At 65.8% G+C, this 19,909-nt stretch carries 18 protein-coding genes; 10 read left to right on the top strand and 8 right to left on the bottom strand.

The window, feature by feature from the left end:
• Positions 1 to 25 precede the first annotated feature (25 nt).
• Both TO66_RS24655 and TO66_RS24650 read left to right on the top strand, forming a co-directional pair.
• A complete protein-coding gene (locus tag TO66_RS24655) occupies positions 26 to 910 on the top strand; it encodes an MBL fold metallo-hydrolase (RefSeq protein ID WP_044464723.1) in 885 nt (294 codons plus the stop codon).
• 76 nt (positions 911 to 986) lie between these two features.
• A complete protein-coding gene (locus TO66_RS24650; RefSeq protein ID WP_044464722.1) occupies positions 987 to 1,601 on the top strand; it encodes an NAD(P)-dependent oxidoreductase in 615 nt (204 codons plus the stop codon).
• Positions 1,602 to 1,636: 35 nt separating this feature from the next.
• On the opposite strand, the gene TO66_RS24645 is transcribed toward TO66_RS24650, so the two are convergent.
• Entirely contained in the window at positions 1,637 to 2,524 is an 888-nt protein-coding gene (locus tag TO66_RS24645; protein ID WP_044464721.1) for a LysR substrate-binding domain-containing protein, read from the bottom strand.
• A 154-nt stretch (positions 2,525 to 2,678) separates the two neighbouring features.
• Between TO66_RS24645 and TO66_RS24640 the strand changes: the two genes are divergently transcribed.
• Positions 2,679 to 4,307, top strand: a complete 1,629-nt coding sequence (locus TO66_RS24640) for a 5-guanidino-2-oxopentanoate decarboxylase (RefSeq protein WP_044464720.1) — start codon at positions 2,679 to 2,681, stop codon at positions 4,305 to 4,307.
• Positions 4,304 to 5,749, top strand: a complete 1,446-nt coding sequence (locus TO66_RS24635; RefSeq protein ID WP_044464719.1) for an aldehyde dehydrogenase family protein — start codon at positions 4,304 to 4,306, stop codon at positions 5,747 to 5,749. Before TO66_RS24640 ends, TO66_RS24635 begins: the two co-directional genes overlap by 4 nt.
• A 146-nt stretch (positions 5,750 to 5,895) precedes the next feature.
• Here TO66_RS24635 and TO66_RS24630 read toward each other — a convergent pair whose 3' ends face one another.
• Positions 5,896 to 6,825, bottom strand: coding sequence for an AraC family transcriptional regulator (locus tag TO66_RS24630; protein ID WP_044464718.1), 930 nt, complete (start codon positions 6,823 to 6,825; stop codon positions 5,896 to 5,898).
• A 332-nt stretch (positions 6,826 to 7,157) separates the two neighbouring features.
• Between TO66_RS24630 and TO66_RS24625 the strand changes: the two genes are divergently transcribed.
• Both TO66_RS24625 and TO66_RS24620 read left to right on the top strand, forming a co-directional pair.
• Positions 7,158 to 7,523 (top strand): putative quinol monooxygenase, encoded by a 366-nt coding sequence (locus TO66_RS24625; RefSeq protein WP_044464717.1) that lies wholly within the window; start codon positions 7,158 to 7,160, stop codon positions 7,521 to 7,523.
• Positions 7,524 to 7,532: 9 nt separating this feature from the next.
• Positions 7,533 to 7,805 (top strand): hypothetical protein, encoded by a 273-nt coding sequence (locus tag TO66_RS24620; RefSeq protein ID WP_044464716.1) that lies wholly within the window; start codon positions 7,533 to 7,535, stop codon positions 7,803 to 7,805.
• Positions 7,806 to 7,831: 26 nt separating this feature from the next.
• Here the strand turns inward: TO66_RS24620 and TO66_RS24615 are convergent, their stop codons facing one another.
• Together TO66_RS24615 and TO66_RS24610 are read right to left on the bottom strand one after the other, a co-directional pair.
• Positions 7,832 to 8,461 (bottom strand): flavin reductase family protein, encoded by a 630-nt coding sequence (locus TO66_RS24615; protein WP_044464715.1) that lies wholly within the window; start codon positions 8,459 to 8,461, stop codon positions 7,832 to 7,834.
• A gap of 144 nt (positions 8,462 to 8,605) precedes the next feature.
• Positions 8,606 to 9,067 (bottom strand): hypothetical protein, encoded by a 462-nt coding sequence (locus TO66_RS24610; protein ID WP_044464714.1) that lies wholly within the window; start codon positions 9,065 to 9,067, stop codon positions 8,606 to 8,608.
• A 377-nt stretch (positions 9,068 to 9,444) separates the two neighbouring features.
• Here TO66_RS24610 and TO66_RS24605 point away from each other — a divergent pair, with 377 nt between their 5' ends.
• Complete coding sequence (locus tag TO66_RS24605; RefSeq protein WP_044464713.1) at positions 9,445 to 10,200, top strand: membrane protein; 756 nt, start codon at positions 9,445 to 9,447, stop codon at positions 10,198 to 10,200.
• Positions 10,201 to 10,364: 164 nt separating this feature from the next.
• Here TO66_RS24605 and TO66_RS24600 read toward each other — a convergent pair whose 3' ends face one another.
• From TO66_RS24600 to TO66_RS24585, 4 genes are all read right to left on the bottom strand, one after another.
• Positions 10,365 to 11,687 carry an MFS transporter gene (locus tag TO66_RS24600; RefSeq protein ID WP_044464712.1) on the bottom strand — a complete coding sequence of 441 codons (1,323 nt, stop codon included), beginning with the start codon at positions 11,685 to 11,687 and terminating at the stop codon, positions 10,365 to 10,367.
• A gap of 288 nt (positions 11,688 to 11,975) precedes the next feature.
• Positions 11,976 to 13,310 (bottom strand): sigma-54 dependent transcriptional regulator, encoded by a 1,335-nt coding sequence (locus TO66_RS24595; protein ID WP_044464711.1) that lies wholly within the window; start codon positions 13,308 to 13,310, stop codon positions 11,976 to 11,978.
• A complete protein-coding gene (locus TO66_RS24590) occupies positions 13,304 to 15,070 on the bottom strand; it encodes an ATP-binding protein (protein WP_044464710.1) in 1,767 nt (588 codons plus the stop codon). Before TO66_RS24590 ends, TO66_RS24595 begins: the two co-directional genes overlap by 7 nt.
• 145 nt (positions 15,071 to 15,215) lie before the next feature.
• Positions 15,216 to 16,739 carry a fumarate hydratase gene (locus TO66_RS24585; protein WP_044464709.1) on the bottom strand — a complete coding sequence of 508 codons (1,524 nt, stop codon included), beginning with the start codon at positions 16,737 to 16,739 and terminating at the stop codon, positions 15,216 to 15,218.
• Between the two features lie 333 nt (positions 16,740 to 17,072).
• On the opposite strand from TO66_RS24585, the gene TO66_RS24580 reads away from it, so the two are divergent.
• From TO66_RS24580 to TO66_RS24570, 3 genes are read left to right on the top strand one after another with little or no spacing between them, the layout of a single operon-like run.
• Positions 17,073 to 18,179 (top strand): diguanylate cyclase, encoded by a 1,107-nt coding sequence (locus tag TO66_RS24580; protein WP_044464708.1) that lies wholly within the window; start codon positions 17,073 to 17,075, stop codon positions 18,177 to 18,179.
• Positions 18,172 to 19,110 (top strand): iron-sulfur-binding ferredoxin reductase, encoded by a 939-nt coding sequence (locus TO66_RS24575; RefSeq protein ID WP_044464707.1) that lies wholly within the window; start codon positions 18,172 to 18,174, stop codon positions 19,108 to 19,110. Before TO66_RS24580 ends, TO66_RS24575 begins: the two co-directional genes overlap by 8 nt.
• A gap of 28 nt (positions 19,111 to 19,138) precedes the next feature.
• Positions 19,139 to 19,888 carry an enoyl-CoA hydratase-related protein gene (locus TO66_RS24570; RefSeq protein WP_044464706.1) on the top strand — a complete coding sequence of 250 codons (750 nt, stop codon included), beginning with the start codon at positions 19,139 to 19,141 and terminating at the stop codon, positions 19,886 to 19,888.
• The last annotated feature ends 21 nt before the right edge of the window (positions 19,889 to 19,909 follow it).

The raw sequence follows: 19,909 nt of genomic DNA, 5'->3' as shown, positions 1-19,909 counted from the left end.
GGCCCACAGACCACCGGAGTTGCACATGATCGGATTCACCTCTCTCAAGCGCCTGTTGCTGGCCACCGCCACCCTGGGCTTCGCCGCCCATGCCGCAGCCGCCGAACCGGCGCTGAGCCTGGATGTGTACAACCCGGGCGCCGCGGCGATCTTCCCGGTGACCTCGGTGCTGGTCAGCGGCAAGCGGGACGCGATCCTGGTGGACGCGCAGTTCGGCAAGTCCCAGGCCGAGCAGGTGGTGGAGAAGATCCGCGCCAGCGGCAAGCAACTGACCACCATCTATATCAGCCATGGCGATCCGGACTACTACTTCGGCCTGGATACCCTCACCCAGGCTTTCCCCAAGGCCAAGGTCGTGGCATCGCAGCCGACCGTCGACCACATCAAGGCCACGGTCGACGGCAAGCTGGCGTTCTGGGGCCCGAAAATGGGCGCCGACGTGCCGGCCAAGACCCTGGTGCCGCAGGTGCTCAAGGGTGATAGCCTGACCCTGGAAGGGCAGAAGCTGGACATCATCGGCCTGGACGGCAAGCAGCCGGATCGCACTTTCGTCTGGATCCCCTCGATCAAGGCCGTGGTCGGCGGCGTGGTGGTGGCGGAAAACATTCATGTGTGGATGGCCGACACCCAGAGCGCGCAATCCCACAAGGACTGGCTGACCACCCTGGACACCATCGCCGCGCTGAAACCCAAGACCGTGATCCCCGGCCACTACCTGGGTGAAAGCGCCCGCTCCCTGGCCCCGGTGCACTTCACCGCCGACTACATCAAGGCCTTCGATGAAGAAACCGCCAAGGCCAAGGATTCCGCAGCGCTGATCGTGGCGATGAAAAAACGTTACCCGGACCTGGGCGAAGACAGCTCCCTGGAGCTGAGCGCCAAGGTAGCCAAGGGCGAGATGAAGTGGTGATCCGACCGTCCCCGCGCCTGGCGCGGGGGCATGCCCTGCAAGGTTTTGCGTCACTTATCGGAACTGGAGAACTGTCATGAGCAAGATCGCAATCATTGGTGCCACCGGCCGTGCCGGTAGCCAACTGCTGGAAGAAGCCCTGCGTCGCGGTCACAGCGTTACCGCGATCGCCCGCAACCCGGCGAAGATCGGCCAGCGCGCCGGTGTGGTGAGCAAGGCCGTCGATGCGCTGGACAGCGCCGCGTTGCAGGCGGCGGTCGCCGGTCACGATGTGGTGATCAGCGCGGCGCATTTTTCCACCCTGCCGGCCAAGGCGGTGATCGACCCGGTGAAAAAGGCCGGGGTCAAGCGCCTGCTGGTGGTGGGCGGCGCGGGTTCGCTGCTGTTGCCCGACGGCAGCCGGGTGATCGATGCCGCCGGGTTCCCGGCCGAGTACAAGGCCGAAGCCACGGCCGGCAGTGCGTTTCTCGATACCCTGCGCCAGGAAAAGGAACTGGACTGGAGCTTCCTGTCGCCATCGGCGGAGTTCGTCGAAGGCGAGCGCAGCGCGACATTCCGCCTGGGCCAGGACCACCTGCTGGTCAGCGCCGAAGGCAGGAGCTGGATCACCTTCGCCGACTACGCCATCGCCTTGATCGATGAAGTGGAAACACCGAAGCATTCCCGCCAGCGTTTCACCGTCGGTTACTAACCCCTCCCGTAGTCGCTGCCCAGGCTCGGCAGCGGCTACGGGGAATCCGTGTGGGCCTGCTCCACCAGCCAGTCGAGCAGCTCGCGCAATCGCGGCGACGGCGCCGCGCGATCGGGGTGGACCAGGTAGTAAGCCAGGCCGGTGCGCACCTTCAATTCAAATGGCATGACCAGCCGCCCGGCGCTCAGGTCTTCGCCAATCAATGCCCGGTCGCCGATGGCCACGCCCGTGCCCTGGGCCGCCACGGACATCGCCAGGTCCAGGGTTTCGAAATGCTGCCCCTTGCCGAGGTTGTTCAGCACCGTTCCCGAGGCTTTCAGCCAGGTGTTCCAGTCATGGGTATCGAGGGTGGGATGCAACAGCATGTGCTGTTGCAGATCGGACGGCGTCTCGAGCGGTATCGCCCCTTCCAGCAACGATCGTGAGCACACCGGCGTCAGCTGTTCGTCGAACAGATGATAGGCGCCCAAGGCCGCGGACGGCGGCGGGCCGTAGATCACCGCGGCGTCGAATCGCTCGCGGCTGAAGTCGACCCCGTGCTGCACCGTGGTGGTCAACCGCACGGGCACGTCCGGACGCTCTTTCTGCCATTGCAGCAGGCGCGGCAGCAGCCAGCGCATCACACAGGTGGAGGCCTTGAGTTGCAGGGTGTCGCGGTCGCCGCCGACCTGTTCCACCGCTTCGCTGATCAGGCCGAACACCTGTTCCACCCGTGGCAACCATTCCCGGCCTTCGGCCGTCAGGCTCAGGCCGCGGGCCTGGCGCTGGAACAAGGCATAGCCCAGGTGGCTCTCCAGCCCGGCGATCTGCCGGCTCACCGCACCCTGGGTGATGTGCAGCCGCTCGGCGGCGTGGGTGAAGTTGCAGCACCGGGCGGTGACCAGGAAGGTGTACAGCGCGGGCAGGGGCGGAAGGCGTTTCATGGGGTGGCCAAGGCATGACGTGAGGACATGGCTAGTATGACTTTTTATCCATTGTTCCCGCTACGTGCGGCCCGTTCCAATGAGGCCTTTCCTGGGCCCGGCCATGTACCGGCCATCCAGGCCCACCGTCTCAAGCGAACAAGAAGGGCAAGACATGGCGACGTGCGGCGAAGTTCTGGTCAAGTTACTCGAAGGTTATGGCGTCGAGCAGGTGTTCGGCATTCCCGGGGTGCATACCGTCGAGCTGTATCGCGGGCTGGCCCGTTCGAGCATCGAGCATGTCACGCCGCGCCATGAGCAGGGCGCCGGTTTCATGGCCGACGGTTATGCGCGCACCAGCGGCAAGCCGGGTGTGTGTTTCATCATCCCCGGCCCGGGGATGACCAATATCACCACCGCGATGGGCCAGGCCTACGCCGATTCGATTCCGATGCTGGTCATCTCCAGCGTGCAATCGCGCAGCCAGCTCGGCGGCGGGCGGGGCAAGCTGCACGAACTGCCGAACCAGAGCGCCCTGGTGAGCGGCGTGGCGGCGTTCTCTCACACGCTGATGTCCGCGGCGGAACTGCCGGGCGTCCTGGCGCGTGCCTTCGCCTTGTTCCAGGCGGGCCGCCCGCGCCCGGTGCACATCGAGATTCCCCTCGATGTGCTGGTGGAGGAGGCCGATGAACTGCTCGACAGCGAGCCGGTGAGCATCGCCCCGGCCGGTGCCGCGCCGGCGGCCATTGCGCGAATGGTCCAGGCACTGGCTGGCGCGCGGCGGCCGCTGATCCTCGCCGGTGGCGGCGCGATCGATGCCGCGGCGCCCCTGACCCGCCTCGCCGAACTGCTGCAGGCGCCCGTGGCGCTGACCATCAACGCCAAGGGCATGCTGCCCGCGCGGCACCCGCTGCTGATCGGCTCGACCCAGACACTGGTGGCGACCCGAGCCCTGGTGGCCGATGCCGATGTGGTCCTGGCCATCGGCACCGAGCTGGCCGAAACCGATTACGACGTGACCTTCGCCGGCGGTTTCAAGATCCCCGGCGCCTTGCTGCGGATCGACATCGATCCCGACCAGACCGTGCGCAACTATCCGCCGAAAATCGCGCTGGTGGCCGACTCGCGCAGCGCGGCCGAGGCGCTGCTGGTCGAACTGGCCGGCCAGCCTCTGGGCGAGCGCGACCACGCCTGGGGCGCGACCCGTGCCGCGGCCCTGCGTAACGAACTGGACCAGCAATGGGATGCGCCGACCCGGGCGCAGACCCGCTTTCTCGCCACCGTGGTGGAGGAGCTGCCGGAGATCGTCATCGTCGGCGATTCGACGCAGCCGGTGTACACCGGCAACCTGACCTTCAACCCCGAACATCCGCGCCGCTGGTTCAACGCCTCGACCGGCTACGGCACCCTGGGTTATGCCTTGCCCGCCGCCATCGGCGCCTGGCTGGGCGCCCGCGCCGCGCGGCGGCCGGTGGCCTGCCTGATCGGCGATGGCGGCCTGCAATTCACCCTGGCGGAACTGGCCAGCGCCGTGGAAGCCCGTACGCCGGTGATCGTGCTGCTGTGGAATAACCAGGGCTATGAAGAAATCAAGCGGTACATGGTCAACCGCGCCATCGAACCGGTGGGCGTGGACATCTACACGCCGGATTTCGTCGGCGTGGCCAAGGCCCTGGGCTGCGCCGCCGAGGCCATCGACAGCGTCGAAGGACTGCGCCAGGCGTTGCGCGCGGCCAGCGATCGCCAGGGGCCGACCCTGATCGAAATCGACCAGGCCGGCTGGATGCGGGCGGTGCAGGCATGAGCCAGGCCAACCTGTTGCACGGTCTGTACATCGACGGCGAATGGTCCGCCGGCGGCGAGCCGTTGACGGTGATCAACCCGTCCACCGAGGCGCCGCTGGCGGTGGTCGGCGGCGGCGATCGGCACAGCGTCGAGCAGGCGGTATCGGCCGCCCAGGCCGCGCTCGCCCGCTGGGCCGCCACCCCCGGGGCCGAGCGTGGCGCAGTCTTGCGGCGGATCGCCGCCGGTGTCGCCGAACGTCGCGAACGCCTGATGCAGCTGCAATCGAGCAACAACGGCAAGCCGCAATTCGAAGCGGCCATCGACGTCGACGACGTGATCGCCACCTTCGAGTATTACGCCGGCCTGGCCGAAGCCCTGGACGCCGAGGACCGTGACGTGCCGTTGCCCAGCGACGCGTTCAGCGCCCGTGTGCGCCGCGAACCCTGCGGGGTGGTCGGCCTGATCGTGCCGTGGAATTTCCCCATGGTCACCACCGCCTGGAAGCTCGCGCCCGCCCTGGCCGCCGGTTGCAGCGTGGTGCTCAAGCCCTCGGAGGTCACGCCGTTGCCGGAGCTGGAACTGGCCGCGATCATCGCCGCCAGCGGCCTGCCCAAGGGCGTGTTCAACTTGGTCTGCGGCACCGGGCTGGCGGTAGGCGCGCCTTTGGCGGCCGATCCGCGGGTGGCGAAGATTTCCTTCACCGGCAGCAATGCGGTCGGGGTCCAGGTCATGCAGCGCGCGGCGGAAACCATCAAGGGCGTGAGCCTGGAACTGGGCGGCAAGTCATCGCTGCTGGTGCTGGCCGATGCCGACCTGGAACTGGCGGTGGAGCTGGCGTGTGGAGGCGGTTTTTTCAACGCCGGGCAGATGTGCTCGGCCACCAGCCGGGTGCTGGTCGCCGACGAGCTGGCGGACGAATTTCTCTTGCGGTTGAAGGCACGGGCCGAAGCCATCCGGGTGGCGGACCCTTTCGATCCGGAGGTGGAAATGGGCGCCCTGGTCAACCAGGCGCAGTACCGGCGGGTGCTGGCCCATATCGAGCAGGGGCGCAATGCCGGGGCGCGGCTGGTGTGCGGTGGCGAGCGTCCGGCGCAGTTACCGCGCGGCTATTTCCTGCGGCCGACGATCTTCACCGAAGTGCCGCTGGACAGTGCCTTGTGGCGCGAGGAGATCTTCGGCCCGGTGCTGTGCGTGCGCAGTTTCGCCAGTGAAGAGGAGGCCATCGCGCTGGCCAACGACAGCGAGTTCGGCCTGGTGGCCAGCGTGGTCGGCGGCGATGTGGGCAATGCCGAGCGGGTCGCCGACGCCTTGCAGGCCGGGCTGGTATGGATCAACGCACCGCAGGTGATCTTTCCCCAGACCGCCTGGGGCGGCTACAAGCAGAGCAGCATCGGCCGCGAGTTGGGGCCGTGGGGGCTGCAAGCCTTCCAGGAGATCAAGCACGTGGTGCGCGCGCACTGACCCCACGATATGTCCTCTCTGTAGGAGCGAAGCTTGCTCGCGATGCTGGTCAGCGATGACGCGGTGTTGTCGATGGAACGCCGCTAGGCGGCTGTCGCGAGCAAGCTTCGCTTCTATAGGGCGCGGGGCACAGGGCGCGCGGGGCGTCAGACGCTGCTGCGCAGGCGCGCCATGTCCCGCAGCGGCGGGGCGCCAAACTGGCGGCTGTATTCGCGGCTGAACTGCGAGGGGCTTTCATAGCCGACCCGATAACCGGCGGCGGACGCCTCCAGGCCTTCGGCCAGCATCAGCCGGCGGGCTTCCTGCAGGCGCAGTTGCTTCTGGTACTGCAACGGGCTCATGGCGGTCATGGCCTTGAAGCGGTGGTGCAGGGTCGACACGCTGAGGTTCACCCCTCGCGCCAGGTCGTCGATGCGCAGCGGTTGCTCGAAGTTGCCGTTCAGCCACTTGATGGCCTGGCTGACCCGGTGGCCCTGGCTGTTGGCGATGGCGATCTCATACAGCCGATGGCCCTGCGGGCTGCGCAGCAGCCGGTAGAGGATTTCCCGACGGATCAGCGGCGCGAGCATGGCGATGTCTTTCGGCGTATCCAGCAGGCGGGTCAGGCGCAGGACCGCGTCGAGCATCGGCGTGTCCAGGCGCTCCACATACAGGCCGCGGCCGACCGGACGATTCGGCACGCCCAGCGGCCCCGCATCGGCGATCAGCGCGCTGATCTCGGCCGGGTCGATGTCCAGGCGCAGGGCCAGGACCGGCTCCAGCGGCGACACGTCGCTCAGGCGTCCGCTCAAGGGCATGGAGACCGAGACCACCAGGTAGTTGAGCGGGTCGTAGTTGAAATGCTCGTCGGCCAGCCGGACCTCCTTGCGCCCCTGGGCCATGATGCACAGTGCCGGCTGGGCCAGCACCGAGGCGAAATCGTGGGAGTGGCTGTAGCGGGAGACGAACAGCGACTGGATCGCGGTGGCATAGCTGCCGTCTTCGGCGGTGTTGCGAGCAATGATCCCGGCGAGCTCCGCGCGCTGTTTTTCCATCTCCGCGTCCAGGGGCGGCGGCAGGGTTTCAAGCGATGACATGGCGGTCCCTCCGGGAAGCTGGCGATGGAGCGAAGCTTAAATTTGTGCAAGCGCCAGGGGTAGGCGAATCCTGCGTAAATCTTGCCTGATCCTGCCGCGCGTGCGCGTGTGAAGGGAGTCGGGTCGTGAGCATGGGGTGTCACTTGCTTGAAACAACTTCGTGGGTTTTTCCTCCCGGGAAAGGGCGGGACAGGCGTTCTCCACCCAGTCTCGCAGGATTGTGCAAGGTGACGACAGGAATCGACTAACGGCCGTCATGCCGCGCGCTTAATCTTGGATCCTGTTGCAGCACGTCCCAAGGCTGCCTCGGCATCACGTTGAGAGGGTCGCACATGTCCATAAATATTCCCGTCAGCCACATGGCATTCCTCCGCGCTCGCGCCGGTCGCTCAACAGAGTTGGGAGCCCGCCTGAGCAGTCTGATCGAACCCTCCCGCCAGTCTGCAGGTTGCCTGCAGTTCGCCCTGCAGCATTCGCAATGTGACGCCGACCTGTGGCTGGTATCGGGGTTCTGGAGCAGCCAGGAGGCGATGACCGATTACTTCTGCTCGCCCGCCATGGCGATCTTCACCGAGCTGGTCCAGGACCTGGTGGTCAACAGCCTGGATTTCCATACCTTCAAGGATGTGTCGGCAGCCCAGGCCGCAGGCGAATACGTGCAGCCGGAGCGCGGATCGCTACACCAGCTGGCCAGTTGAAGGTTTAGAATGCCCGGCTTTCCACAGGCCAGGACCAGCAACATGGCACGTAAAGAGTTTGCAGCATACGAAGCGGTTTCGGCCGTGGTTCCAGGCGAGGGGGGCTACAGCGCCGCCATCGCGGTCAAGGCCCTGGATGGTTCAGGCGCGCCGCGCTTTCACAAGGTGCTGGACGAACAGAAATTCAAGACCGCCCACGACGCCGACCTGGCTGCCGCGCAGCAGCTCGAACAGTTGGTCGACGTGAGCCAGGACGGTGAGCTGACCTGGGCCGCGAGCTGATCCGCGACGCTGTCCGCCGGTGAACGCTACCGGTTCGCCCCGGGGCGGAACATCTTGAACAAGGCCTCCGGCCCCAGCTGGAAATAATCTGCCGGCCCGCCGCCGCGCAGAATAGGTTCTGCCGCGGCGGTGTCGTATATCCCTTCCTTGAGCAACCGCCTGGCGATATGCACGGCGACTACTTCGCCGAGGATCAGCCAGGTGGGCACCGGCTCCTGATCCGCACGCCGCAGTTGAATGATCTGCGTGACCTTGCATTCGAAGGACACCGGGCTTTCGGCTACCCGCGGTACGCCAATCACCTTCGAGGCCACGGGTGTCAGCCCGGCCAGTGCGAACTCGTCGACCTCGGCGGGCACCGCCGCGCAGCTCTGGTTCATCTGTTCGGCCAACGGGCGGGTGGCGAGGTTCCAGGCGAACTCGCCGGTCTGCTCGATGTTGTTCAGGCTGTCTTTGCGCCCGACGCTGGCGAAACCGACGATCGGCGGGATGTAGTTGAAGGCGTTGAAAAAACTGTAGGGCGCGAGGTTCAGCCGGCCCTGCGGGTCCTGTGAGGAAATCCAGCCGATCGGTCGCGGACCGACGATGGCGTTGAACGGGTCGTGGGGCAGGCCGTGGCCCTGGGCGGGTTCGTAGTAATGAATGTCTTCAGGCATGGCGGGCACTTGCGCGGATGGAAAGAGGGAAGGCCGTCATAGTGCAAGCCATTGAAAACGAATGCCAGCGCCGCAACAGGCGGTTTTGCCCGGCCCGCAAACACTGAGCCCGGCCGAAGCCGGGCTGTGGGCCGAGACGAAGGATCAACCGATGGCGGCTGCGGTGCCGGTGCGGTCGAATCCGTCGGCGGCGATGGCGGCTGCGGTGCCGGTGCGGTCGAAACCATCGGCGGCAATGGCGGCTGCGGTGCCGGTGCGGTCGAACCCGTCGGCGGCAATGGCGGCTGCGGTGCCGGTGCGGTCGAACCCGTCGGCGGCGATGGCGGCAGCGGTGCCGGTGCGGTCGAACCCGTCGGCGGCGATGGCAGCAGCGGTGCCGGTGCGGTCGAACCCGTCGGCGGCGATGGCAGCAGCGGTGCCGGTGCGGTCGAATCCGTCAGCAGCGACGGTGGCTGCGGCACCGGCACGGTCGACAACCTCGGAAGTCAGGCTGGCGGTGCGGCCGGAGGTGAAGGCAGCCGAGCCGGTGCGGTCGTAACCGTCGGCGGCAAAGGTGTTGGCGGCCAATACGGACAGGGTCAGGGCGAGGATCAGTTTGCGGCTCATGGTGGTCACTCCAGATTCGTTTACATGGTGGTCGGCGGGTATGGGATGGATACTACGCCAATAAATTTGATTAAAAAGTGCAAATATATGCACGGAATTATCGATTTAATCGATTATTTTGGCGTCGAAAATGACAGTTCACGGTCTTTTTTCCGCTGCTGGCGTCCGCGACGCGTCGTTACCGATTTCGATGGGGTGCAGAATGCGGACCAGGCATTAACCGATCATTAATCTGTCCGAGGCGTTGAAAAGACCCGATCAACGGTTTTTTCATTTGTCGCTTACCGATTTTTCACCCTCAGCCCCTCAGCCTTCGCTCCGACTATCAGAAGTCCACCAAGGACTCTCTTCAATCATGCTCTGGAGCACAGCAGCGAATGAATAAACTCCCTCAGATCACCCTGGCGTTCTGGGTCATGAAAATCTGCGCGACGACCCTCGGCGAAACCGCTGGCGACTTGTTGTCGATGACCCTGAACGTCGGTTACGCCGTCAGCTCGATGATCCTGATCAGCGTGTTCCTGCTGACCCTGGTCACCCAGCTGTTCTCCAAAACCTACAATCCGGTGCTGTACTGGATCGTGATCCTCTCCACCAGCACCGCCGGCACCACCATGTCGGACTTCATGGACCGTACCCTGGACCTGGGGTATGCCACCGGCTCGGCCATCCTGATCGCGATCCTGCTGGCGATCTTCGCGGTCTGGCGCTTGAGCGGCGACCCGCTCAACGTCAACAAGATCCAGACCCTGCGCGGCGAGCTGTTCTATTGGGCGGCGATCCTGTTCTCCAACACCCTGGGCACGGCGCTGGGGGATTACCTGGCGGACGATTCGGGCCTGGGCTTTGCCGGCGGGGCGCTGCTGATCGGCTCGACCATCGCCGTGGTGGTACTGCTCAAGTACTTCACCAAGATCTCGTCGGTCCTGCTGTTCTGGGTGGCTTTCGTGCTGACCCGGCCGTTCGGCGCGACCCTGGGCGACTTCCTGACCAAGCCCCATGAAAAGGGCGGCCTGGATTTCGGCACCATCGGCTCGTCGGCGGTACTGGCGGGGATTCTGCTGGTGATGATTGTCGGGGCGTCGTACTACAAGAGCCGTGGCGAGCGGCAGGTGGCGGCGGAACTGGGGTGATGGGCTGAGCACCGCGTCGCGGTGATCGCGAGCAAGCCTCGCTCCTACAGGAACCCTGCAACGTCTGTAGGAGCGAGCGGGCGGCGATCCGACTTGCCCGCGATGACGATTTACCTGACACACCACAGCGCGAGGGCCTTGCACCCTCGCGCTTTTTTTGCCTGTCAGTCAGTTTCGATCCGCGAGTGTTTGCGGGTGTCTTTCATGGTGATGTAGACCAGCAGCGACACCGCGATGCAGCCGGTGACATACCAGTAGTACCCGGTTTCCATGCCGACGCTCTTGAACCACAGGGCGATGTATTCGGCGGTGCCGCCGAAGATCGACACGGTCAGCGCGTAGGGCAGGCCCACGCCCAGGGCGCGGATTTCGGTCGGGAACAGCTCGGCCTTGACCACGGCGTTGATCGAGGTATAGCCGCTGACGATGATCAGCGCGGCCATGATCAGGAAGAACGCGCCCCACCAGCTCTGCACCGTGTGCAGGGTAGTGAGGATCGGCACGGTGAAGATTGTGCCGAGGATCCCGAAGGCGATCAGGATCGGACGCCGGCCGATCTTGTCCGACAGCGCGCCGATCACCGGTTGCAGGCACATGAACAGGAACAGGGTCGCCGCCGAAATGGTGGTCGAGTCGGAGATGCTCATGCCGACGGTGTTCACCAGGTACTTCTGCATGTAGGTGGTGTAGGTGTAGAAGGCCAGGGTGCCGCCCATGGTCAGGCCGACCACGGTCATCAGTTCCTTCGGATGACGCAGCAGGGTGCGCATCAGGCTCTCTTTCGGCTTTTCCTTCTTCTTGGTGAAGGACTCGGTTTCTTCCATGCCGCGGCGCAGATACAGGGCGACGACCGCGCACAGCGCGCCGATGCCGAACGGAATCCGCCAGCCCCAGGATTGCAGCTGCTCGGTGGTCAGGACGTTCTGCAGCACGATCAGCACCGCCAGGGCGATGAGCTGGCCGGAGATCAGGGTCACGTACTGGAAGCTGGAGAAGAAACCACGGCGTTCCTTGGTCGCCATCTCGCTGAGGTAGGTGGCCGAGGTGCCGTATTCGCCGCCCACCGACAGGCCCTGCATCAGGCGCGCGAGGACCAGCAGGATCGGGGCGCCGACGCCGATGGTTTCATAGCCGGGGGTCAGGGCGATGATCAGCGAGCCGAAGCACATCAGCAGCACCGAGGCCATCAAGGCGGCCTTGCGGCCCTTGCGGTCGGCGTAGAGGCCCATCAGCCAGCCGCCGATCGGACGCATCAGGAAGCCCACGGCGAAGATCGCCGCGGTGTTCAGCAATTGGGCGGTGGTGTCGCCCTTGGGGAAGAAGACTTTGGCGAAGTACAGCGAGAAGGCGGCGTAGACGTACCAGTCGTACCACTCGACCATGTTGCCGACCGAGCCGCTGAAGATCGATTTCAGGCGACTGGCGGTGGTCTTTTCTTTGGCAGGCGCAGCTGCCGACCCAAGAGGCAGGGTTTGCGAGTTATCCATGACGGATCCTTCATTTAATTGTTTTTGTGGAGCGCGCCGAAACGCAGCCTGCCAGGGCTATAGCAGGAGCTGTGCCAGGAGCCAAAAGGCCCGGTTTAGAAGGGTTTGAAGATTTTGATGAGCGGAAATCCGCTTATTGGTGCAGGGTGCTGAGCGGAAAGTTGCCGATGGTGGCGGTGTGTGCGAGGGCCCTATCGCGGGCAAGCCTCGCTCCTACGGTCCCCGATCTTCTGTAGGAGCGAGGCTTGCCCGCGATGACAGCAGAAGGCGCGCCACCGCCCTTGAGCCTCACTCCTCGCCAAGAAACATCTCCCGCGCCAGCCCATGGCGCTGCATCTTTTCATTGAAGGTGCGGCGTGGCAGTTGCAGTTCATTGAGCACCGCCTTGATATCGCCCCTGTGCCGAGTCAGCGCGGCACGCAGGCATTGCGCCTCGAAGGCTTCCTGCTGCGCCGCCAGGGACTGGCCGGGCTCGATGGCTTCCGGCTCGGGCTCGCCGAGACCGAGCACCTGGCGCTCGGCGACGTTGGCCAGCTCGCGCACGTTGCCGGGCCAGTCGTGGCCGAGCAGGCGGCTCAACTGCCCACCGTTCAGCGGCTTGGCGCTGCGGCCCAGGCGCTCGGCGGCGGCCTGGGCGAAGTGTTCGTACAGCAGCGGAATGTCTTCGCGCCGCTCGCGCAAAGGTGGCAGGCGCAGTTGCGCGACGTTCAGGCGGTAGGCCAGGTCTTCGCGAAAGCGCCCGGCCCGCGCTTCGTCGAGCAGGTCCGGCTTGGTCGCGGCAACGATCCGCAGATCGACCTTGATGCTCTGGTTGGACCCCAGGCGTTCGAGTTTCTGTTCCTGCAACACCCGCAGCAGCTTGACCTGCTGGGCCAGGGGCATGCTTTCGATCTCGTCGAGGAACAGGGTGCCGCCGTCGGCGTATTCCAGCTTGCCGACGCGTTTGCCCTGGGCGCCGGTAAAGGCGCCGCTTTCATGGCCGAACAGCTCGGCCTCGAACAACTGCTCGGGAATCGCCGCGCAGTTCAGGGCGACAAAGGGCTTGTCGGCGCGCGGGCCGAAATCGTGCAGGCAGCGCGCGACCAGCTCCTTGCCGCTGCCGGTCTCGCCGCGGATCAGCACATTGACCGGCAACGCCGCCAGGTCGACCACCTGGCGCCGCAGGGTCTGCAACGCCCGGGACACACCGAGCAGGGTCGAGTCGATTTTTTCCCGGGCATCGGCCTGTTCGTGCAGGCGCCGGTTTTCCAGGACCAGGCTGCGCTTGTCCAGGGCCCGGCGCAGGCTGCTCAGCAGGGTTTCCGGGCTGAAGGGTTTTTCCAGGAAGTCGTAGGCGCCATCGCGCATGGCCTCGACCGCCATCGGCACGTCGCCGTGCCCGGTGAGCAGGATCACCGGCAGATCGGCATCGCGCAGTTGTACCTGCTTGAGCAACTCCAGGCCGCTCATGCCGGGCATGCGCACGTCGCTGAGCAGCACCCCGGGAAAGTCCCGGGGCAGCCGCGCCAGGCAATCCTCGGCGCGGCTGAACAGCTGCACCTGGAAGCCCGACAGGCTCAGCCATTGTTCGACGGCGGTACGAATGCTGGCTTCGTCATCCACCAACAGCACCGAATTCAACATGGGATATGCGCCTCCAGGTCGATGGGCAGGCTCAGGGTGAAGATCGCGCCCTGGTCCTGGTTGCCGGCGCTCAGGCGCCCGCCCAGTTCGTGGACGATAGCGTAGGACACCGCCAGGCCCAGGCCCAGGCCGTCGCCCACCGGCTTGGTGGTGAAGAACGGATCGAAGACATTCGGCAGATGCGCTTCGGCGATGCCGCCGCCGCTGTCGATCACGCTGAGGTTCCATAGCTGCTGGTCGGCTTCGAGGTGGATCCGCAGCTGGCGCACGGGTTTGTCGTGCATGGCGTCCAGGGCGTTGCGCAGCAGGTTGATCAGCACCTGCTCCAGGCGTATGGCGTCGCCGCGGACCCAGGCCGGGCGGGTCAGTTGCAGGCGGATGTCGACCTGTTCGTCGCGCAGCCGGGTGTCCAGCAGTTGCAGCGCCTGATCGATCACCGCCGCCAGGTCCAGGCGCTCGCGCAGGCCGCTGGGGCTCTTGCGGGCAAAGGTCTTGAGGTGGCCGGTGAGACTGGCCATGCGGGTCAGCATGTCGTCCAGGGGCTTGAGGGCCTGGTAGGCCTCGTCGATGCGCCCGTGATCGAGCAACAGGCGCAGGGTAGCCAGTTGCATGCGCTGGGTGGTCAGCGGCTGGTTGATTTCATGGGCCAGGGCCGCGGACATCTGGCCGAGAGCGGCGAGCTTGGCCGACTGCACCAGGCCGTCCTGGGCGGTACGCAGGTCACGGGTGCGCTCCTCGACCAGGCGCTCGAGCTCCTCACGGCTGCGCTGGCGCAGCCTGGCCAGGCGCCAGCGCTGATTGAGGAACAGCAGCAGGAACACCAGGGTCAGCCAGGCACCGGCGGCGGCCAGGCCGGCATTGCGCCGGTCCTCGAAGGCGATCTGCGGGCGGCGCAGCAAATGCAGGGTCCAGCCTTCGGCGGCCAGGGGCAGGGATTCCCACAGGTAGTCGACGCTGCCGTCCGGCCCGGCGACCCGGGTCAGCGTGCTGTTGTCGTCAAAGCGTTGCTGCACCTGGTGTTCCAGCGGGGCCAGGTGTTGCTTGTCGTATTGCCGGGTGGCCTGGAGTTCGGCGCGGTCGCTGTCCGACAGCGGGCGCAGTTGGCGATAGCGCCAGCCGGGCTGGTTGGCGATGAACACGATGCCGCGGGCGTCGCTGACCAGCAGGGTGTCGTTGCCCTGGCTCCATTCGCGTTCCAGTTCGGGAAACTCCAGCTTCACCACCATCGCGCCGAGGAACTGTTGCTGCTCGCCCTTGACCGCGCTGGCCAGGAAATAGCCGGGAATGCCACTGGTGACGCCCACGGCATAGAAGCGTCCGCTGCCCTGGCTGCGGGTCTGGCTGAAATAGGGACGGAAACCGTAGTTGTGGCCGACGTAGCTGCTGGGCAGGCGCCAGTTGCTGGCGGCCACGGCCAGGCCGGTGTGATCCAGCAGCTCCAGGGTCGAGGAGCGGGCGGCGCCGTTGATCTGTTCCAGCTTGCGGTTGAGCGCGTCCTGCTGCTCGGGGCCGACCGGGCCCTTGAGCGCCGAACGCAGTTCCGGGTCCAGGGCCAGCACGGCGGGCAGGGCGCGATAGCGCTCGATCAGGGTGTGCAGGGAATTGGCATACAACGCCAGCTGTTCGTTGGCGCGGGCGGCGTCGTCCTGCAACGCCTGGTGTTCGGCATGGCGCATGGCGAGGGTCGCGCTGACCACGGCGCCGGCGACGATCACCAGGGTGTAGACGGCCAGGCGCAGCGGGCGAAAGATCTGGACCATGATTCCGGAGGCAGGCTGAAGGGGCAGGCAAGATAGCATGCCTGCCCGGCCCTTCGTTGATCGTGGGCAGTGCTTGCCCGAGCGGGCATGAAAAAGGCGGCGCTGCTCGTCGAGCAACGCCGCCCTGGGTGATGGCCCGAAGCGCTTACTGCACTTCTACCGCCAGGCTTTCACTGATCTTTTTCTGCCAGATGGCAGGACCGGTGATGTGCACCGACTCACCTTTGCTGTCGACCGCGACAGTGACCGGCATGTCTTTGACTTCGAACTCGTAGATCGCTTCCATGCCCAGTTCGGCAAAGGCCAGGACCTTGGACTTCTTGATCGCCTGGGCCACCAGGTAGGCGGCGCCGCCGACGGCCATCAGGTACACGGCCTTGCTGTCCTTGATCGCCTCGATGGCGGTCGGGCCGCGCTCGGACTTGCCGATCATGCCCAGAAGGCCGGTCTGCTCGAGGATCTGCCGGGTGAACTTGTCCATCCGCGTAGCGGTGGTCGGGCCGGCCGGGCCTACCACTTCGTCGCCGACCGGATCGACCGGGCCGACGTAGTAGATGAAGCGACCCTTGAGGTCCACCGGCAGGGTCTCGCCCTTGTTCAGCATCTCGACCATGCGCTTGTGCGCGGCATCGCGGCCGGTGAGCATCTTGCCATTGAGCAGCACGGTCTCGCCCGGTTTCCAGCTCTGCACTTCTTCCGGGGTCAGGGTGTCGAGGTTGACGCGACGGGCCGACGGGCCGGCTTCCCAGACGATTTCCGGGTAGGCGTCCAAGGGTGGCGCTTCCAGGGCCGCAGGGCCCGAACCGTCGAGCACGAAGTGCGCGTGGCGGGTGGCGGCGCAGTTCGGGATCATGCACACCGGCAGGGACGCGGCGTGGGTCGGGTAGTCCATGATCTTCACGTCGAGCACGGTGGTCAGGCCGCCCAGGCCCTGGGCGCCGATGCCCAGCTGGTTGACCTTCTCGAACAGCTCCAGGCGCATCTCTTCGATACGGTTCTGCGGGCCGCGGGCCTTCAGCTCGTGGATGTCGATGGACTCCATCAACACTTCCTTGGCCATCACCGCGGCCTTCTCGGCGGTACCGCCGATGCCGATGCCGAGCATGCCCGGCGGGCACCAGCCGGCGCCCATGGTCGGAACGGTCTTGAGCACCCAGTCGACGATCGAGTCGGACGGGTTGAGCATCGCCATCTTCGACTTGTTCTCGGAGCCGCCGCCCTTGGCCGCCACGTCCACTTCCACGGTGTTGCCCGGGACGATGGAGTAGTGGATGACCGCAGGGGTGTTGTCCTTGGTGTTCTTGCGCGCGCCCGCCGGGTCGGCAAGGATCGAGGCCCGCAGGACGTTTTCCGGCAGGTTGTAAGCGCGACGCACGCCTTCGTTGATCATGTCGTCCAGGCTCATGGTCGCGCCGTCCCAGCGCACGTCCATGCCCACGCGAACGAATACGGTGACGATACCGGTGTCCTGGCAGATCGGGCGGTGGCCGGTGGCGCACATGCGCGAGTTGATCAGGATCTGTGCCATGGAATCACGGGCCGCTGGCGATTCTTCGCGCAGGTAGGCTTCGTGCATCGCCTGGATGAAGTCCACGGGGTGGTAGTAGGAAATGAACTGCAGGGCGTCGGCAACGCTCTGAATCAGGTCGTCTTGCTTGATCACGGTCATGAGTCGCGCTCCTCTAAAAGACGGGAACATTTAATAAGGTGCTTGCAGCTTGGGTGCATCGGTCGGTTGCAAACACCTTCAAGGCACGCCGGACACACTGGCGCGACGCTAAAAAGGCGCGGCAGTATACCGCGCCTCGGTGCCCGGCACACCCGCCGGCAGTCAAACCAAAGTCGCATGCCGCGAATGGCCCCGTGGGGCGATGCCGGCCTGGTGCCGGGCCTGCGGGGCACAAAAATTGGATAGTCATTTCTGGGCGAGCCCACTAAAGTGGCAAGTGGCCTGTAGGGTAGGAAACTCTTTAAAGCCCTCTTTCGCATGGTGAGTCAACGATTGACCCATAACGCTATCCAGAGTCTGTTACTCAAGCGCTTCGCCCTTGCGGCCGGTACCTATGGGCTGGCGTTGCTGTTGCTCTGGGTGGCTATTTTCAGTGGCTACTATTCGGCATCGGCCCGTTCGGCGCTGGTCGATACCGGCCTGGTGGTACTGAGCCAGACAGTGCTGCTATGGCTGTTCCTGTCCGGGCGCAACCTGCGCTTTCACGACCCGAGCCTGACCGAGATCCAGATCCTGCTGGGCATCGGCTGGCAGACCTGGATGCTGGCCCATCTCGATACGGCGCGCGGCACCTTCCTGGTGTTTTACCTGCTGACGCTGCTGTTCGGCCTGTTCCATCTGTCGCGCCGGGCCTTCGTGCGCTGCGCCCTGTCGATCTTCATCGCTTTTGCCGGGCTCACGCTGTGGGACGGCTACCACTTCAAGCTGGCCGACCCGATGCTCGCCGCGCTGCAGGTGGGCGTGCTGTTCGCGGTGCTGGCCTGGCTGTGCCTGTACGCCAGTTATGTGCAAGCTTCCCGGCAGCGCATGCGGCAACGGCGCTTCGCCTTGCAGGCGCACCAGGACACGCTGCGCGGCATGATGCGCCAGCTGGAAGACCTGGTCGCCACCGACGAGCTGACCGGCCTGTACAATCGCCGGCATTTCCTGCGCCTGGCTTCCCGCGAGTTGCATGTGATGAACCTGGACCAGATGCATGGCCTGGCGCTGATCGATCTTGACCACTTCAAGCGGATCAACGACGTGCATGGCCATGCCGCGGGCGATCAAGTGCTGCAGGCGTTCGCCGCCGTGGCCAGTGCCTGTCTGCGCGAGGGCGACGTATTGGCCCGCTACGGCGGCGAGGAGTTTGTGATGTTACTGCCCGATTGCGATCCCGAGCGCCTGACTTCGTGCTGCGAGCGCCTGCGGCTGGCGTTCATGGACGCCCAGTTGATCGGCATCGAAGTGCCCGGCCTGAGCCTGTCGGTGGGGATGACCCTGGTGGAGCTGGGCGACGATCTGGACGCCGCCCTGCAACGCGCCGACCAGGCGCTGTACCGCGCCAAGCGCGATGGCCGCAACCGCTGCGCCGCAGCCTGGGAAAATGTCGATGCCTGAGCTACGGGTCGGTGAGCGGCAGTGGTCGGTGGCCGCGGGCAGCAATCTGCTCGATGCCCTGAACCAGGCTGGCGTGGCGGTGCCCTACAGCTGCCGCGCCGGCAGTTGCCACGCCTGCCTGGTGCACTGCGTCGAGGGGCTGCCTGGCGACAGCCGGCCCGATGCCTTGAGCGACGAGCAGCGCCAGCACGGTTGGCGGCTGGCCTGCCAGTGCCAGGTGGTGGAGGACCTGCGGGTGGAAACCTACGACCCGCTGCGCGATGGCCTGCCGGCCGAGGTGGTGGGACTGGACTGGCTGTCGGCCACGGTGCTGCGCCTGCGTTTGCAACCGCAGCGCAACCTGCGCTATCAGGCCGGCCAGCACCTGGTGCTGTGGACGGCTGGCGGCGTGGCGCGCCCGTATTCGCTGGCGAGCCTGCCCGGCGAGGACCGTTTTCTGGAGTTCCACCTCGATTGCCGCCGGCCCGGCGCGTTCAGCGACGCGGCGCGCCAGCTCAAGCCCGGCGACGGCTTGCGCCTGGGCGAGCTGCGCGGCGGCGCGCTGCACTATGACCCCGACTGGCAGGCCCGGCCGCTCTGGCTGCTGGCGGCCGGCACCGGGCTCGCACCGCTGTTCGGTATCCTGCGCGAGGCGTTGCGCCAGGATCATCAGGGCGCCATCCGGCTCATTCACCTGGCCCATGACGCCAGCGAGCATTACCTGGCCAAGCCCTTGGCAGCACTGGCGGCGGGGCACGCCAACCTCAGCGTCGAGTTGTTGACCGCGACCGAGCTGCCAGCGGCTTTGGCGCAACTGCGGCTTGTTTCGCGGCAAACCCAGGCCTTACTCTGCGGGCACCCCGACAGCGTCGACGCGTTCGCCCGACGCCTGTACCTGGCGGGGCTGCCGCGCAATCAACTGCTGGCCGATGTCTTCCTGCCCCGTGGTTGAGCGCTGATCCGTCCTGAGCGAGACCACCATGACCGACACCATCCTGTTTGAACGCGAAGGCGGGCTGCTGACCCTGCGCCTGAACCGCCCGGACAAGAAAAACGCCCTGACCCGTGCCATGTACAGCCAGTTGGCCGAAGGGCTGCGCCAAGCCGACAGCGATCCCGAGATCCGTGCCGTGCTGCTCAGCGGCAGCAGCGACTGCTTCACCGCCGGCAACGATATCGCCGACTTCCTCCAGCAGCCGCCCACCGGGCTCGACAGCCCACCCTTCCAGTTCATGCTCAGCCTGTTGGAGTGCCGCAAGCCGGTGGTCGCCGCGGTGGCCGGGCCGGCCGTGGGGATCGGCACCACCTTGCTGCTGCATTGCGACCTGGTGTACGTCAGCCGCGATGCCCGTTTGCGCATGCCGTTCGTCAATCTCGGCCTGTGCCCCGAATTCGGTTCCAGCCTGATCCTGCCGCGCTTGCTCGGGCCGGCCCGGGCCGCCGAACTGTTGCTGCTGGGCGATGGCTTCAGCGGTGAGCAGGCGGCGCAGTGGGGCATCGCCAACCAGGCCCTGGACGATGGCGCCGCGACCCTGGCCAGGGCCCGGGAGGTGGCGCTGCGCTTTGAGACGCTGGCGCCGCAGGCGGTGCAAAGCAGCAAGCAACTGATGCGCGCGCCGGATCGCGAGCAGTTGCTCAAGGTGATCGAGGAGGAGGGCGTCCTGTTCACGCAACGCCTGCATTCGCCGGAAGCCGTCGCCGCCCTGTCCGGCTTCTTCGCCAAGGGCTGACCTTGGCCCTGTAGGGGCGAA

The organism is Pseudomonas sp. MRSN 12121, assembly GCF_000931465.1.
In the GTDB taxonomy this organism is placed as follows: Bacteria; Pseudomonadota; Gammaproteobacteria; order Pseudomonadales; family Pseudomonadaceae; genus Aquipseudomonas.
The sequence above is the reverse complement of the archived record's forward strand: the minus strand, read 5'-3'. Positions and strand labels throughout refer to the sequence as shown.

Bases quoted from the DNA above. Each gene is read 5' to 3' on its own strand.
- TO66_RS24590 (WP_044464710.1), bottom strand. From the start codon at position 15,070: ATGGTCCAGATCTTTCGCCCGCTGCGCCTGGCCGTCTACACCCTGGTG.
- TO66_RS24645 (WP_044464721.1), bottom strand. From the start codon at position 2,524: ATGAAACGCCTTCCGCCCCTGCCCGCGCTGTACACCTTCCTGGTCACC.
- TO66_RS24655 (WP_044464723.1), top strand. From the start codon at position 26: ATGATCGGATTCACCTCTCTCAAGCGCCTGTTGCTGGCCACCGCCACC.
- TO66_RS24650 (WP_044464722.1), top strand. From the start codon at position 987: ATGAGCAAGATCGCAATCATTGGTGCCACCGGCCGTGCCGGTAGCCAA.
- TO66_RS24600 (WP_044464712.1), bottom strand. From the start codon at position 11,687: ATGGATAACTCGCAAACCCTGCCTCTTGGGTCGGCAGCTGCGCCTGCC.
- TO66_RS24610 (WP_044464714.1), bottom strand. From the start codon at position 9,067: ATGAGCCGCAAACTGATCCTCGCCCTGACCCTGTCCGTATTGGCCGCC.
- TO66_RS24570 (WP_044464706.1), top strand. From the start codon at position 19,139: ATGACCGACACCATCCTGTTTGAACGCGAAGGCGGGCTGCTGACCCTG.
- TO66_RS24635 (WP_044464719.1), top strand. From the start codon at position 4,304: ATGAGCCAGGCCAACCTGTTGCACGGTCTGTACATCGACGGCGAATGG.
- TO66_RS24620 (WP_044464716.1), top strand. From the start codon at position 7,533: ATGCCCGGCTTTCCACAGGCCAGGACCAGCAACATGGCACGTAAAGAG.
- TO66_RS24595 (WP_044464711.1), bottom strand. From the start codon at position 13,310: ATGTTGAATTCGGTGCTGTTGGTGGATGACGAAGCCAGCATTCGTACC.
- TO66_RS24615 (WP_044464715.1), bottom strand. From the start codon at position 8,461: ATGCCTGAAGACATTCATTACTACGAACCCGCCCAGGGCCACGGCCTG.
- TO66_RS24625 (WP_044464717.1), top strand. From the start codon at position 7,158: ATGTCCATAAATATTCCCGTCAGCCACATGGCATTCCTCCGCGCTCGC.
- TO66_RS24630 (WP_044464718.1), bottom strand. From the start codon at position 6,825: ATGTCATCGCTTGAAACCCTGCCGCCGCCCCTGGACGCGGAGATGGAA.
- TO66_RS24605 (WP_044464713.1), top strand. From the start codon at position 9,445: ATGAATAAACTCCCTCAGATCACCCTGGCGTTCTGGGTCATGAAAATC.
- TO66_RS24575 (WP_044464707.1), top strand. From the start codon at position 18,172: ATGCCTGAGCTACGGGTCGGTGAGCGGCAGTGGTCGGTGGCCGCGGGC.
- TO66_RS24640 (WP_044464720.1), top strand. From the start codon at position 2,679: ATGGCGACGTGCGGCGAAGTTCTGGTCAAGTTACTCGAAGGTTATGGC.
- TO66_RS24585 (WP_044464709.1), bottom strand. From the start codon at position 16,739: ATGACCGTGATCAAGCAAGACGACCTGATTCAGAGCGTTGCCGACGCC.